The 15,181-nt window shown below is 59.0% G+C and carries 8 protein-coding genes and 2 tRNA genes; 8 read left to right on the top strand and 2 right to left on the bottom strand.

The window, feature by feature from the left end:
- The first annotated feature begins 48 nt into the window (after window positions 1-48).
- From gyrA to AK829_RS09755, 8 genes are all read left to right on the top strand, one after another.
- Entirely contained in the window at window positions 49-2,721 is a 2,673-nt protein-coding gene (gene gyrA / locus AK829_RS09790) for a DNA gyrase subunit A (protein WP_083439924.1), read from the top strand.
- Window positions 2,722-2,724: 3 nt separating this feature from the next.
- The gene (locus AK829_RS09785; protein ID WP_052205665.1) at window positions 2,725-3,069 is read left to right on the top strand and encodes a DUF3566 domain-containing protein; all 345 of its coding nucleotides are present in this window, start codon (window positions 2,725-2,727) and stop codon (window positions 3,067-3,069) included.
- A gap of 122 nt (window positions 3,070-3,191) precedes the next feature.
- Window positions 3,192-3,265, top strand: a tRNA-Ile gene (locus AK829_RS09780).
- 26 nt (window positions 3,266-3,291) lie between these two features.
- Window positions 3,292-3,364, top strand: a tRNA-Ala gene (locus AK829_RS09775).
- 902 nt (window positions 3,365-4,266) lie between these two features.
- On the top strand, window positions 4,267-7,920 hold the full coding sequence (locus AK829_RS09770; RefSeq protein WP_052205664.1) for a hypothetical protein: 3,654 nt from the start codon (window positions 4,267-4,269) through the stop codon (window positions 7,918-7,920).
- Window positions 7,921-9,275: 1,355 nt separating this feature from the next.
- Complete coding sequence (gene istA / locus AK829_RS09765; RefSeq protein WP_052205628.1) at window positions 9,276-10,910, top strand: IS21 family transposase; 1,635 nt, start codon at window positions 9,276-9,278, stop codon at window positions 10,908-10,910.
- 4 nt (window positions 10,911-10,914) lie between these two features.
- The gene (locus tag AK829_RS09760; protein WP_052203473.1) at window positions 10,915-11,682 is read left to right on the top strand and encodes an ATP-binding protein; all 768 of its coding nucleotides are present in this window, start codon (window positions 10,915-10,917) and stop codon (window positions 11,680-11,682) included.
- Between the two features lie 141 nt (window positions 11,683-11,823).
- A complete protein-coding gene (locus tag AK829_RS09755) occupies window positions 11,824-12,267 on the top strand; it encodes a hypothetical protein (protein ID WP_052205663.1) in 444 nt (147 codons plus the stop codon).
- 213 nt (window positions 12,268-12,480) lie between these two features.
- Here AK829_RS09755 and AK829_RS09750 read toward each other — a convergent pair whose 3' ends face one another.
- Entirely contained in the window at window positions 12,481-14,574 is a 2,094-nt protein-coding gene (locus tag AK829_RS09750; protein ID WP_052205662.1) for a YhgE/Pip domain-containing protein, read from the bottom strand.
- Window positions 14,571-15,149: a hypothetical protein gene (locus AK829_RS09745; protein WP_232305723.1), complete on the bottom strand. Its 579-nt coding sequence runs from the start codon at window positions 15,147-15,149 to the stop codon at window positions 14,571-14,573. The genes AK829_RS09750 and AK829_RS09745 overlap by 4 nt, the downstream gene beginning before the upstream one ends.
- Between the last annotated feature and the right edge of the window lie 32 nt (window positions 15,150-15,181).

The raw sequence follows: 15,181 nt of genomic DNA, 5'->3' as shown, positions 1-15,181 counted from the left end.
CCACGCCGCACCAGCTCAAGGCCTAGGAAGGGGGCTAGAATGGCGCCTATGGCAGATGACACTTTGAGTGGTGACGGTTTCGACCGCATCCAACCCATTGATATCAACGAGGAGATGCAGACCAGCTACATCGATTACGCCATGAGCGTGATCGTGGGCCGTGCACTCCCCGAGGTGCGCGACGGTATGAAGCCGGTGCACCGCCGCGTGATCTACGCGATGTATGACGCGGGTTTCCGCCCCGAGCGCTCTTACGTCAAGAGTGTGAAGGCCGTCGGCGAGACGATGAGTAATTACCACCCGCACGGCGACAGCGCCATCTACGACACCCTGGTGCGCATGGCTCAGCCGTGGGCGATGCGGTACCCGCTGGTAGACGGTCAGGGCAACTTCGGCTCCCCGGGTAATGACGGCCCGGCCGCCATGCGTTACACGGAGTGCAAGCTCACCCCGATTGCGATGGAGATGGTGCGTGACATTCGCGAAAACTCCGTGGATTTCGCGCCCAACTTCGACTCGAAGACGCAGGAGCCCACGGTGCTTCCAAGCCGTGTGCCGAACCTGCTGATGAACGGCTCCAACGGTATTGCCGTGGGTATGGCCACGAACATCCCGCCGCACAACTTAAACGAGTTGGCCGAGGCCATCTACTGGATCCTGGACAACCACGACGCGGATGACCAGACCACCCTCGACGCGGTTATGGAGCGCGTGAAGGGCCCGGACTTCCCAACTGCCGGCCTGATCGTGGGCGACTCTGGCATCAAGGATGCCTACACCACCGGCCGTGGCTCCATCCGCATGCGTGGTGTCACGGAGATTGAAGAGGTAGGCAGGCGCCAGGTCATCACCATCACGGAGCTTCCGTACCAGGTGAACCCGGATAACTTCATCCAGAGCATTGCCACCCAGATCAACGAAGGCAAGATGGCGGGCATTTCCGCTATTGATGATGAGTCTTCGGACCGCGTCGGCATGCGCATCGTGGTCACGCTCAAGCGTGACGCTGTGCCGCGCGTGGTGCTCAACAACCTGTACAAGCACTCTGCGCTGGAGACGAACTTCTCCGCCAACATGCTTTCCATTGTGGACGGTGTGCCGCGCACGCTGCGCCTGGACCAGATGCTGCGCTTCTACGTGAAGCACCAGATCGAGGTCATCGTCCGCCGTACCCAGTACCGTCTGGACGAAGCTGAGAAGCGCGCCCACATCCTGCGCGGCCTGGTCAAGGCCCTGGACATGCTGGATGAGGTCATTGCGCTCATCCGCGGTTCCCGCACGGTGGAGGATGCTAGGCAGGGGCTCATTTCGCTTCTCGACGTTGACGAGATCCAAGCCAACGAAATCCTCGCGATGCAGCTGCGTCGCCTGGCTGCGTTGGAGCGCCAGAAGATTGTCGACGACTTGGCCGAGATCGAGCTGCAGATCGCCGATTACAAGGACATCCTGGCCAAGCCGGAGCGCCAGCGCGCGATTGTGGGCGAGGAGCTCAAGGAGATCGTGGACAAGTACGGCGATGAGCGCCGCACCCAGATCGTTGCCGCAACCGGCGACGTGACGGAGGAGGACCTGATCGCCCGCGAGAACGTAGTGGTGACCATCACGGCCACCGGCTACGCCAAGCGCACGAAGGTGGACGCGTACAAGTCCCAGAAGCGCGGCGGCAAGGGTGTCCGCGGCGCTGAGCTGAAGCAGGATGACGTGGTGAAGAACTTCTTCATCTGCTCCACGCACGACTGGATCCTGTTCTTCACCAACTTCGGCCGCGTGTACCGCCTGAAGGCGTACGAGCTGCCGGAGGCAGGCCGCACCGCACGTGGCCAGCACGTGGCTAACCTGCTGGAGTTCCAGCCGGAGGAGAAGATCGCACAGATCATTCAGATCCAGTCCTACGAGGATGCGCCGTACCTGGTGCTTGCTACTCGCGACGGCCGCGTGAAGAAGTCCCGCCTCTCCGACTACGAGTCCGCGCGTTCCGCAGGCCTGATTGCCATCAACCTGAACGAGGGCGATGCCCTCATCGGCGCCGTACTTGCCGGTGAGGACGATGACCTGCTGCTGGTCTCCGAACAGGGACAGGCCATCCGCTTTACTGCCGACGATGAGCAGCTACGCCCAATGGGCCGCGCCACCGCAGGCGTGAAGGGCATGCGATTCCGTGGGGACGACCAGCTGCTGTCCATGGCCGTGGCCAAGGACGGCGAATTCCTGCTGGTTGCCACCTCCGGCGGCTACGGCAAGCGCACCGCGATTGAGGAGTACAACACCCAGGGCCGCGGTGGCATGGGTGTGATGACGTTCAAGTACACCCCGAAGCGCGGCAAGCTCATCGGCGCCCTGGCTGTGGAGGAGGAAGACCAGATCTTCGCCATCACCTCCGCCGGCGGCGTGATCCGCACCGAGGTGGACCAGATCCGTCCGTCCTCTCGCGCAACCATGGGCGTGCGCCTGGTGGACCTTGCAGACGGCGTGGAGCTGCTCGCCATCGACCGCAACGTTGAGGACGAAGGCGAAGAGGAAGCAACCGCAGTGGCAACCGGCCAGAAGACGCTGGACGTGGGTGCTGAGGCTCCTGAGGCTGGTGCTGAGGCTGGTGCTGAGGCTGGTGCTGAAGCTCCTGAGGCTGGTGCTGGCACTGAGGCTGGTGCTGAGGCTGGTGCTGAGGCTGGTGCTGAGGCTGGTGCTGAGGCTGGTGCTGAGGCTCCTGAGGGCGAGGAGTAGCCCATGGCTGCACGCAAAGTTGCCATCAAGCACATCGGCGTCGGCTCCGTGTTCAAGGTGGCGACCATCATGTCGCTGGTCGGTTTCGTCGTATGGATGCTCGCGGCCACCCTCATCTACTTCGGCCTCGAGCAGACTGGCGTCATTGACTCCATCAACTCACTGATCGGCGGCGTGGGCGGGGACCAGGTCATTGACATGGCTCTGGTGCTCTCTGGCGCCGCGTTGGTGGGGTTGATTGGTGTGGTGTTCACCGCGGTCATTTCGCCGCTTCTAGCGGTGATTTACAACTCCATTGCAGACATGGTTGGCGGCATTACCTACACAATGTCCAACCGAGTCCGCTAAAGTTGCGTTTAAGCGAGCGTTATAACGTGAGTTATAGCGTGGTTATAAGTCCAAAAAGATAGCCATCTACCTGGCGATTTGGTAGTTATCAAGTTGCTGGGTAATGTTCTATCTCGTTCCACGGGCCTATAGCTCAGTCGGTTAGAGCGCATCGCTGATAACGATGAGGTCGCAAGTTCGATTCTTGCTAGGCCCACCGGGATCCTCTCGAGGAACTCGCAAGGGGCATTAGCTCAGTTGGTAGAGCACCTGCTTTGCAAGCAGGATGTCAGGAGTTCGATTCTCCTATGCTCCACAATAGGAATAAGGGAAGACCCTCTAGCCGGAAGGTTAGGGGTCTTCCTTTGGCTGTCTGCACGCTCCGGGTTAAGGGACATTTCGTGTGGATTTTTTGAATGCCGCTGCAGAGCCGTTAGGGCATTCTTCGGCGCCACTGTACGTGATTGCACACAAACATCGGATAAGGCCCGCCGAGCGGCTATCCGATCTTTATCGTTATCGGACAACTCCACCACCCCGCCGCTCGGCCAGCGTTCCCTTCAGCCCATTGTTTCTGCAGGTAGAAGCGTTACATGAACAGGCTGCTCTCTAAACCTCGTGGAGGCGGCTCACGGCGATACCTAAAGATCGGATAGCAAACATCGGATAGCGCCCATGCCCTTGCGGCAAGCCAGCTTCGTTTTCAACAAATATGCAGGGGAAGATATGCAGGTCTGCAGGTCACGGGCTATTTTCATTAACAGGTGCCTTATTGAAAAAACGCTCTGACCATTACTCCTGCATATCTTCCCCTGCATATTTGTGTTCGGGCGCTGTTCGGTGGTCGGCCGTCGTCAAGGTCAAGCAGGCGATGCAAACGCTCAGGACACCCCCAAGACACCAACATCTAAGAATCCAGCAGCCAGAACCCCATGAAGTCTTAAGCTTAGTGCCAGATTACCCCCGTTATAGGGGAGATTTTGTTGATACGACCCCTATTTCTGAGAGTTTAATATGACGCATCACCATTCTGTTTAGCCAGAATATAGGGCTTTTTGCGTACCTTTAGGTTTGATTAGTTCTCCGGGGCTAAATTCTGGTCGCAAGCCTCGAGTCAGATAAGAGAAACCTTACTGTAGAGTTACTGACTGATATTTGAATGACGTGTTACAGAGTATTTTCTTAATGTTCTGTAACCCCAACACGGAGTAATCAGTCTTGTCTCAGAATTTGAAGAAGAAGATTCTCGCCGCAACCGTGGCGGGTGTCACTGCATTGAGCACGGTAACCGTTGCACCGTCCGCTCAAGCGTTTAGCTTTGCCTCTACCTCTACTGTCACCCAGAAGCAGCAGAGGGGCGACACTAGGCAGGTTTTGTCCTACTACGAGAGCTTCCCTCGCGCTGAAGAGCAGAAGATCCGCCAGGAGATTCAGAACCCGAACGTGTTCGCCTCGGGTCTCATGCAGTCCCCGGTCGGTTACGGCTGGTGCATCGACCTTGGTCTGTACGCTCCGGAAACGAAGTATGTTCAGGGCCACACTTATGAGGTCCGTAAGCTCACCGGTCAGTCCGGTGCTTACGGCGATAACTTGGGTCTGCACGAGGACATTCGCGTAGCGGCAGTCAACGTGACCAAGGAGCTCATGAAGGCTGCTGAGGCAGGCAATGACGGCCGTGTGCAGAAGCTGAACCTGGTTCTCCAGGCGCTGCTGGGCAACAACCTGGGTCACTTGAACGGTGTTCGCGAGAACTTCTACTACAACAAGGGTGGACTGACCAACCGCGAGTTTGAGTACCTGACCGGTTTCAAGGTTGATCATCGCCAGCAGGCAAAGCCTGGCAACCTGGAGACCAACTACTACTTTGTTAAGACCTCGCGTCACAACGAGATCAAGCGCACCGTGAAGTCTTACGAGTACATCACGGTTCTGGTGCCCACGAGCTACAACACCAAGTCCGCTGCGGTGAACTTCAAGGCTCCGCAGCGTCTGATCACGATTTACCAGCCGGGCCTGGAGATCACCCCGAAGCCGAAGCCGGAGCCGACCCCTGAGGTCACCCCGGATCCGAAGCCGACCCCAGAGCAGCCGACGCCGGATCCGAAGCCGACGCCGACCACTGAGACTGCAACTGAGACCACGACCAAGACGACCACTCAGACCACCACCGCCACCACGACGGTGACGCATGAGCCGTCCACCACCACGGTTGTTGTTCCGGGCGAGAAGGAAACCCGGATTGAGAAGCACTACTTCTACTCCTACTTCTGGTCCTTCGAGTCCTGGAACAACCAGTCCCGCAAGATCACGGTAGAGAACAACTCCAACGTCAAGGTCATTGGTGAGGAGTGGGTTGAGTGGCGCCGCGAGGGCAACACCATCATCATCACCCCGAAGCCGGGCTCCAACGGCAAGACTGTCAAGGTCATCGTGACCAACCCGGATGGTTCCCAGTCTGAGCACGTGATCAACATTGAGTACAAGACCCAGATCACCACTGGCGGCTCGATCGAGATCGTTTCCAACCAGCAGGCTGAGATCACCATCGAATCTGGTGATTCCTACCGCGTGATTGGTGGCGACAGCCTGATCCGCGTTGTGGAGCGCAACGGCAAGCTGATCATCGTTGGCGTGGAGGGCGCAAGCGGCACCGACACCATTGTTGTTACGGATAAGTACGGCAATGAGATCCACTACAAGATCACGGTGACCACCCCGTCCATCAAGAACAACACGTTCACCCTGGAGAACGGCTCCAGCAGCCGTATCACCATCGAGAACTCTAATTGGGAGTACAGGGTTGTTCAGGGCCAGGATCTTATCGACGTTTCCCGTAACGGCAACCAGCTGATCATCACCGGCAAGGACGGCGCTAATGGTGCTGCGATCGTTGAGGTTGTAGACGCTCATGGCAACGTGATTTACCGCTACTCCATCAACGTCGTGTGGAACCAGCAGGATGCGGACGCTCCGGAGTTCTCCTACCGCGTTTCCAACCTGGGCAACCTGAAGGTCAATACCGAGTCCGGCCACAAGCTGACCATCACTGAGAATGGCCACCTTGTTGAGCTGACCCAGAACGGCACCCAGTGGATCATTGTTCCGAAGCAGGATGCTGAGGGCGTTGTGGTGGTTGAGGAGCGTGACGGTCAGGATCGCCTCATCGCAACCCACAAGATCACCATCTTCAAGGCGCAGGTAAAGACCAGCTACTTGGAGATCTACAACACGCAGGAGATCAACGGGCTGCCGGGCAAGGACCTGAGCATCGTCAGCGGCTCTGAGCACGCTGACCTGACCAAGAACGGTTCTAGCTGGACCTTGAGCCCGAAGAACGGCGCTGAAGGCACCGTCGTCATTGAGGACCGTGATGAGTACGGCCGTGTCATTGGCAAGATCCAGGTCACGATCAAGGCGCAGCCGGTTGTGGTGCAGGAGCTGAACAAGGACATCTTCAACAACGTTGAGCACAAGCTGACCTTCTCTGAGGGCTGGAGCTTCAACATTGTTGAGAACCAGGCGGACGTCACGGTTGACCGCCAGGGCGACAAGCTGGTTGTTACGCCGAAGCCGGGTAAGACTGGCCGCGTCTACATCGAGCTGAAGAACGAACACGACCAGCTGGTTGGCAAGGTCACCCTGAACGTGAAAAATCCGTCGGCAGGCAACCTGACCCGCGTGATTGAGAACTACTCCGTCATCGTGATCAATGTTCGCGGCAACAACAAGCTCGTTGTTCGCGAGGGTGGCGACCTGGTCATCATCGACGGCAACAAGGTCACCCCGACCGGAAAGCCGGGCACCGTGATCATCGAAGAGCGTGACGCCAACGGCACCGTGGTCAACGTTCACACGATTGAGATCAAGCCGGGCAAGACCACGACCGAGACCAACACCAAGACTGTTGTTGAGATCGAGATCACCGAGGGCAACACCCTGACCCCGAAGCCGGGTAAGGGTGGAGACCTGGTCATCATCGACGGCAATGAAGTGAAGCCGAAGGGCAAGCCGGGCACCGTGATCATCGAAGAGCGCGATGGCAACGGCAACGTGGTCAACACCCACGAGATCGTGATCACAGACAACAACCCTGCACCGAAGCCGGGCACTGGTGAGACGGGCGAGAAGGACGGCAAGAACCCGAACCAAAACGACTCTGGCAACACCAAGATCGAGATCACTGATTCCAACATCAAGCGGAACCAGGACGGCTCCATCACCGTGACGGTGCCGGGTGGCAACAAGGGCAACGGCAAGATCGAGATCACTGACGGCAATGCAGATGACTACAACATCGTGCAGAACCCGGACGGCACTTGGACCATCACCCGCAAGGATGGCAAGCCGGTTGACGGTGTCAGCATGATCTGGGTCAGCAACAACACCACGAACCGCAACACCAACATCAACATCAACGGTCTGTCTTCCCGTGAAGACGGTGAGGGTGGCTCCAGCAAGCTGGATGACAAGTGCATCTGGTCCATCGTTGGTCTGACCGCACCGCTGGCGCTGCTGATCCCGCTGGGCATCCTGTCCCAGGTCAGCATCCCGGGTCTGGAGCCGGTTCACCAGCAGTTGAACATGGCAGTCCAGCGCGCGAACACCTCGCTGCAGCGTGGCCTGGGCATCTACGACGAGGACAAGGCTGAAAGCGCAGCTGGCGTTGACGCTGCACTGCGTGGCATCGACGCAAGCCAGCTGGCTCTCGCCGGCGGCGCCCTGGCTGCCGTGGCCGTAGGCCTGGCCATCCTAGACGGCGTGCTGCGTGCATGTGGCCAGGAAGAGGCAACCTCCTCCTACGCCATCCAGCAGGCAGTGGGCAAGGCCAAGGACAAGAAGGCCGAGAAAGAGGCAAAGCGCGAAGAAAACTAGCGCCTTAGCCCCTTGCAGTAGTACGTAGCGGGACCCCAACCGGATTCGTCTGGTTGGGGTTTCGCGTTTTCATACCCGCTCAAAGTCCCGTGCGCGTAGTTTTGTCGTAGTGATTCTGGAAACCAGGCGCATATCCAACCGTGGCACCTCAACCGCCGCCGAGACGAACTGGTCTCTTTTACCCTTGAGGTAGCCGATACTTCGCCGTTTCAGCCTGGAGTTCGACATCGTAAACGTTCCCTGATCCACAACACATCAAAGACCAACAGCGTGCAACGAGGATCCTGCGCCCCTCCCCGACCTTGGTGTCCGATCAGACGGAAAGGTCCTTTGCCCCAGATGCCAACAGCCAGTAATGCCGAACTTTCGTGCATCCACGATTCAAAAACACAAGGTCAATGGGAGGATATGTCGCGCTAGCTACAGGCAATTCTGCTTAGAAAATGCCAGCACGAAAACATCTATCAAGCCTCATGGATAGAAGAACCGCAAACACAAGCGCAAGTGGCCCAAAAGCAAAAGCGTCTGGGCCATCAGCTCCAGCTTGCCCGGACAAGGCAAGAAACGTTAACCCTTTAGCCCGGAAACCCACCCCTCCCACCTGCGCATTTTGCGTTTTGAAATTTCGGGGGCACCCGCAGGCCCAGCCCCGCTCCAGCCCTGGCCTCGCCGCAACTGCACGCTGGGAGTAGCTCCGATTGAAGGAACCCGTTTGGAGGATCCCGTTTTCGCCGTCTTTTCGGGGTCTAAACGGGGTCCCGAAAACGGGATCTAGCCCACGATCTAGCCCACGAGGTGCATTTGGGCGCTCGCCCCACACTCTCGCAAACCCCGAACGCACAAACCCCGAGCGGAACACTACGGATACGCCGTGTTTTTGGGGCCTACACGTAGTGTTCCGCTCGGGGTTTAGCGCAAAGAGGCGCTTTCCGGGGCGGTTCCTCCAACTTTCAGTACTATGGCGCAACTAAGTACTAGCGATAGATGCGAGAGGACCCGCCCTCATGAGCAAACACGCAAGGAACGTAGTAACAATCGCAGTCGTCGGGGCACTAACCCTAGGTCTAGCCGGCTGCGCGGAGACCGAGTCAGCGCCAGAGCCGTCCCCGGAGACAACGCAGGAGACAACTGCGGAAGCAAGCTCCCAAGAAACCACAGAAGAAGCCACAGAAGAATCCACCGCGAAGGCTTCCGACTTGGTGGAGGTCAACTGTTGCGACCGGCTATTTGGTAGCAGTGTCGTGACTATCTGGTAGCACTTCAGTGAGTATCTGGTAGCAGCTCAGGGGGCTCGGGGTGATACTTCCGGTAGCCGCACCACTCGGGTGCGGCGTGTGACTGGAAGGAGTCCGCTGATGACGGATTACCGTGCGGTGATGACGCTGCTGATTAGGAAGCGCTCTTACCGCCAGATTGAAGACCAGCTCGGGTGCTCGCACCGCGCGATTTCCCGAGCGAACCAAGCGCTACGAAGCCTCGGCCTGACCACTGCCCAGCAGGTCGCGGCGTTGACCGATGACGAGTTGGCCGAGATATTCGTTGACAAACGCACCAGTGGGCAAGGCGGGTTCGTCCCGATTGACTTTGACGCGGTCGTCAAAGCACGCACAGGGCGTACGAAGCAAACACTGCAAGTATTGTGGGCTCGCTACACCACCACCCCAGCCCAGCCGGGTCAGCGTCACTACAGCTACGACCGGTTCCGCCAGCTAGTTGCCTCCCATGTCGATGTTGCCGGGCTTAGCGCGCGGATCACCCATGCACCAGGGCATACGATGCAGGTGGATTGGGCAGGTACCAAGATGTGCCTGTACGACCCTGCGGGCACGCCGGGTGCGAAAGTCAGTATTTTCGTCGCTTCGTTGCCGTATTCAGGGATGTTGTTTGCGTGTGCGTGTGTTGACCAGCGTCAACAGTCCTGGCTTGATGCCCATCGTCAAGCGTTTGACTACTTCGGTGGGGTCTGTCAGGTTGTTGTCCCCGATAACGCGTCAACAGCATCAAACGCGATTAGTACTGCCGATAGGAATCGGAAGGTCAACGACACCTACCAGCAGTTCTTGGAGCACTACAACACAGCAGCACTTCCCACACGCGCGCGCCGACCGAAGGATAAAGCAAATGTGGAAGCTGCGGTAAAGATCGTCACCCACAAAGTCATCCACACCCTTGAAGGCCACCAGTGCGTTGACGTAGACGAGCTCAACGAAAAGATTGTGGACTTAGTCGACGCGATCAACACCTCCGTGCCGTTTCGCAGCCAGCAGTCAAGCCGCAGGGATCTCTTTGAACAACACGAGCAGCATCTGCTTGCTGATCTGCCGCAAACCCCGTGGCAGCACACCGAGTGGAAGCGTGCGAAAGTAGCCCCAGATTTCCATATCACGGTTGCAACGGTGCGCTACTCCGTTCCGCATCAGCTTGTTGGCCGCACTGTCGATGTGCGCATCACCGGCCAAGTCTTGACCGTCTTTGATCAAGGCACGACCGTGGCAACCCACCAAGTTTCGCATAAACGTGGGGCCTATGTCACTGACTATGAGCACATTCCATCTGGCATGGACTCCACTCGTGGGCTGTGGACAAGCGACTACTTTTATCGCGAAGCCAGCAAAACCGGCCCGGCAACACGCAAAGTCATCGAAGAACTCATCGCGGCGAAAGCCATCCCGGCCCAGGCGTACCAGTCCTGTAGAAACGTGCTGTCGATGGGCAAACACGGCAACAAACCAATCCTGGAAGAGGCATGCCAGCGCTTAATGGCCAACGACGGCAGCCGACGTGCAGTGTCATATACCGCAGTCAAAAACATGATGGCCGCCATACGCAAAGAACACGCCACCCGGCCCCGCGGGTTAGACCAGGCCCCGCGCAGCACCACAACCAACCAGCCCACCGCCCCTGCAGTCACCGACCGGGATACCACCGGCGCGTTTCTCGGCGGTGCAGACCAGTTCAGCATCGAAAACCTCACCAAGAAAGGACACTAAGCCCATGTCATCACCAACCCCACCAACAGATCGCTTCCTTGACGAGTCCGTCCTGCCCGACTTCACCGCGCTGCGGATGACTGCCTTTGGACAAAGCGTCATCGAGATTGCCAACGATCCCGCATTCGACGCATGGACGTTTTCCCAAAAGGTGCTCTACGCACTCGATAAAGAAGTCGCGGCCAGGCGCGAACGACGCATCAACAAACTACTGAAAGCATCCCGATCGCCAAACCTTGATGCTTGCCTTGAAAACGTGGTCTGCACGCCTGACCGCAACATCAACCCCGAGCAAGTCAGCAGACTCGCTCACGGACAATGGTGCCACCTGGGCCAAAACATTGTCATCCTGGGCAAATCCTCAGTCGGCAAAACCTACCTCGCCCAAGCCTTGATCACAGCAGCATGCCGCAAGGACTACTCCGCACGCTTCTACCGCACCGACATGCTCGCCGCCGAACTAGCAGTCCTCCAACCCGATGACCCCGCACGGTTAAAGTTCATCCAGTACCTCCACGACGTCGACGTCTTAGTCCTCGATGACTTCCTGACCACACCAGTAGATGCCGCAACCGCGCACCAACTTCTCAACATCCTCGCCGCGCGTGAAAGCAAAGTCTCAACGATTGTGACCTCACAATTCACCCCACTGGAGTGGTACAAATCCATCCCCGATGCCGTGATCTCCGAGTCAATCCTCAACCGACTCGTCTCCGGTGCGGAGATCATCACACTCGAAGGACCAAACATGCGCCTGACCACCAACGCATAACCACCAACAACGCCTGAGTGGGGACACCGCTACCGGATACTCACTCAGGCGCTACCAGATACTCACCACACCGCTACCATTTCAGTCTTCTGAACAGTCAACTCCGGCCCGTTGACAATCAAGGTGCCGAAGAGTTGGGAAGTGTACGACCGATCTACTGATCCGGATGAGTTGCCGGACCCGTGGGTTGTTGGCGTGTTGGATGTTGAGACGGTGACGCAGATCCGCATGTCAGAGGACAGTGGTCAGGCTCCGCTTGCAGACGCCACGAATTACATCATCCTCGGCGGCAATGCGATCGCCCAGGCGGGCAAGGTTGAAGAGCGCGGTTCCGATGACGTGGACATCCAGGGTGCTGACAACGCGATGGTGTCCTTCTTCGAATACACGGACAATGACGGTGACTTGTGGAATGGCCTGCTGCTTTCCGCAGGCAAGCGTGCCACGGGCAACGTGGCCACCATGGAGCTGCTCAGCATCAGGGACGGCGGCCTGAGCCAGGATGAGGTGATGGAGATTGTCAACAGCGCCACCTATGACGTGTCGAAGGCCCCCGAAGTCGACGCTAAAGAGCTAGGACAGTAGACCTCACGCCGTAAACCTCACGCCGTAAACGCTTAGCCAACCGCACAGCTAAACCGCACAGCTAAACCCCGTACGGAAGACTACGGATAGGCCGGGTTTTGGGTATCTATCCGTACTCTTGTATTCGGGGTTTAGCTCAAAAGGGGAGCGGTTCGGGCTGGTGGGAAGCCGCCAGGCGACGGCGTAGCCACGCCGACGCAGCCGACCCACCCGCTAGACGGCGATTTCGGGGTGGATGTCTTTTTCGCGGATGTTGCGTCGTAAACGAAGCGCCAGACACGACGCCACCCAAGCGCCGACGGCCAGGCACACGAGCACGATGATGCCGCGCATGAGGCGGGGGTCGGTACTCGTGGTGCCGAACATGGCGATGCGGGTGAGGTCCACCACGTACGTCATGGGGTCCAGCTTGTGGATCCATTGGATGAACTCCGGCTGCACCTCGGGCGGGTACAGGCCGTTCGATGCCACCAGCTGCAGGGACATCAGGGCCATAGTGGTCAGTCTGCCTATGGACGGCCCAAACAACGCATTCAACGCAAAAATCGTGGTGATGAAGGACCAGGAAGAAATCAGCAACACCGCGAACATCCAGACCGGGTGGACTGGTTCCACCTTCAGCACCAGCACCTGCACGACCCACAGCGCCACTACCTGGGCAAGGCCGATGAGGTAGGAGGGGATAAGGGTGTTGAGGGCGACTCGGTACGCACGCGCCCCGGAGTCGATGGCGCGCCGGGAAAGCGGCGGGAAGATCATGTAGGCGATCAGGCCGCCGAACCAGAGCGACAGGGCCAGGAAGAAGGGGGAGAGGCCGCGGCCGAAGTAGGTCACGGAGTCGCCAACCTGGTTGACCACCACGGGGCGCGAGGCGGCGTCCACAGCCTTGTTCAGGCGGTCGCCTTCCCAGCGGGGGGCTTGCTGGGCGCCGTCGGAAAGTTTGACGGAGAGTTCGCCGGTGCCGTCGGAGAGTTGCACGAGGCCGTCGTTAAGCGAACCAAGCCCCACAACCAGCTGGTTGGAGCCGGCCGCAAGCTGGGAGGATGCGTCGGCTGCGGTGTTGGCGGCGACGACGAGCTGGCTGGTGCCGTCCTTCAGGCGCGTGATGCCGGCCATGAGGGTGCCGGAGCCGTTTTCAAGCTGCGCGAGGCCGTCGGCAAGCTGCTGCGCAGCAACGGCCGCGCGGTCCATGCCGGAGCGGAACTGGGCGGTCGGGTCCTGCAGCTGGTTCGCCAGGTCATGGGCGCCCTGCTGCAGCTGGTTCATCTGGGCGACCAGGTCAACGCCGGCAACGGTGGTCAGCGCCCCCGAGTTGAGCTGCGCGCGGGTGGCGCGAGCCTGGTTGGCAATGATCTCAGAGCCGGGGACGGGGGAGGCGTCCAGGTCGGCGATGACCTGGGCAAGGCCTGCGTCGATGTCGTTGAGTGCGGCCTGCGCGGAGCCTAGAGAATTAGCAAAGCCGGTGATCTGGTCCACGCCGCCGGCGATCTGGGCCGCGCCCGCGCCCAGGCGGTCCGTGCCTTGCTTTAGCTGGTTCAAACCATTCGACAACTGCTGCGAGCCGCCGGTTGCGGAGGTAAGGCCGGTGGAGAGGCGCTGTGCGCCGTCATAAAGCTGGCCCATGCCGTCGTCCAGCTGGCGTGCCGCGGGCGGCAACCCCTGGAGCTTGGAGTTGAACTCCTGCATGCCGTTGTCCAGCTTGCCCGCGCCCGCGCCGAGCTGACCTGCGCCATCCTCGGCCTTTTTGGCGCCGGCGTCGAGCTGGCTGGCGCCATCGGCGGCCTTATCCATGCCCTCTCCGACCGTGTTGAAGCCGACGAAGAGCTGTTCAACCACCTCTGCGCCGACCGTGCTGGACACGGCTTCAGCCACCTGGCCACTGGCCACGTTGCCCAGCATGGTTGGGATGAAACCGTTGGTTTCATTCAGCGTGACGTTGATCTTGGCCTGGTGCGGGTTCTCATCACGCACGCTGGTGGCGGCGGCGGTGAAGTCCTTGGGAATCTCCATGGCCATGTAATACGTGCCGTTGTCCACGCCCTCGCGGGCCTCTTCGGCACTGATCAGGTGGAAGTCCATCGGGGACTGCGCGAGCAGCTCATCGACCACCTGTTGGCCGGCCTCACCTTCGTCAGAGTTGACCAGGGCCACGGGCACCTTGTGGAAGTTGCCCAGCGGGTCGTAGTAGCTCCAAACAAAGAGACCGCCGAAAAGCAGCGGCAGCAACATGATGGCAATCAGTGCCAGCGGAGGGAGCTTGCCGTGGAAGAACTTCCGGAAGTTTGTTCCAATGTGTAGTCCGCTCATAGCTCCTCATTCACTGTGGTCACGATGACCGGTACGCGCGCCGCCACCTTGGTGAGGTCCTGCAGGATTTCGTGGCGCAGTGCCATTTTTTTCAGCTGGTCAATGTCGTCGACTACCAGCAGCTCCGCGTCCGGGCGCGAGATCAGTGCCAGCAGGATGCGAAGGCGGAAGCGGTCCATCACGCCAAGATCACCGACTGCTTTGTCTACGTCCAAGTTTTCTAGCCGCAGCGGTTCGAGCCAGGGTGCAACCAGCTTGTGTTCCATGATGTTTTTCGGCACGCGCGCGAAGAAGGGTTGCGCCCAGGCAACTTGTTCGCGGATGCATTCGCGTGCGCTGACCATGCGTTCGAGGTCGTCGATAAAATTCACCCCGGCAAGCGCGGTGCGCTTGAAGCCGGGGCCGTCGACTGAGCCGGACTGCGGTTTGTGCCGGCCGGCGAGTGCCATGGCGAGTTTTGTGCCGCCTACCTCGCGTTTGGTTTGGATGATGGTCATGCCTTCACCCGCTTCGAGGTTGATGGGGTTACCCCCGTCGTGCACCACTAGATCGTGTGCTGTGAGTACTGTTTTCATAATTCTCCAAGCGGAGGGTTTACTATCACTTA

This window comes from Corynebacterium riegelii, from assembly GCF_001263755.1.
In the GTDB taxonomy this organism is placed as follows: domain Bacteria; phylum Actinomycetota; class Actinomycetes; order Mycobacteriales; family Mycobacteriaceae; genus Corynebacterium; species Corynebacterium riegelii.
This window is presented reverse-complemented; position numbering and strand designations above follow the sequence as displayed.

Bases quoted from the DNA above. Each gene is read 5' to 3' on its own strand.
- gyrA (WP_083439924.1), top strand. From the start codon at position 49: ATGGCAGATGACACTTTGAGTGGTGACGGTTTCGACCGCATCCAACCC.
- AK829_RS09785 (WP_052205665.1), top strand. From the start codon at position 2,725: ATGGCTGCACGCAAAGTTGCCATCAAGCACATCGGCGTCGGCTCCGTG.
- istA (WP_052205628.1), top strand. From the start codon at position 9,276: ATGACGGATTACCGTGCGGTGATGACGCTGCTGATTAGGAAGCGCTCT.
- AK829_RS09760 (WP_052203473.1), top strand. From the start codon at position 10,915: ATGTCATCACCAACCCCACCAACAGATCGCTTCCTTGACGAGTCCGTC.
- AK829_RS09750 (WP_052205662.1), bottom strand. From the start codon at position 14,574: ATGAGCGGACTACACATTGGAACAAACTTCCGGAAGTTCTTCCACGGC.
- AK829_RS09745 (WP_232305723.1), bottom strand. From the start codon at position 15,149: ATGAAAACAGTACTCACAGCACACGATCTAGTGGTGCACGACGGGGGT.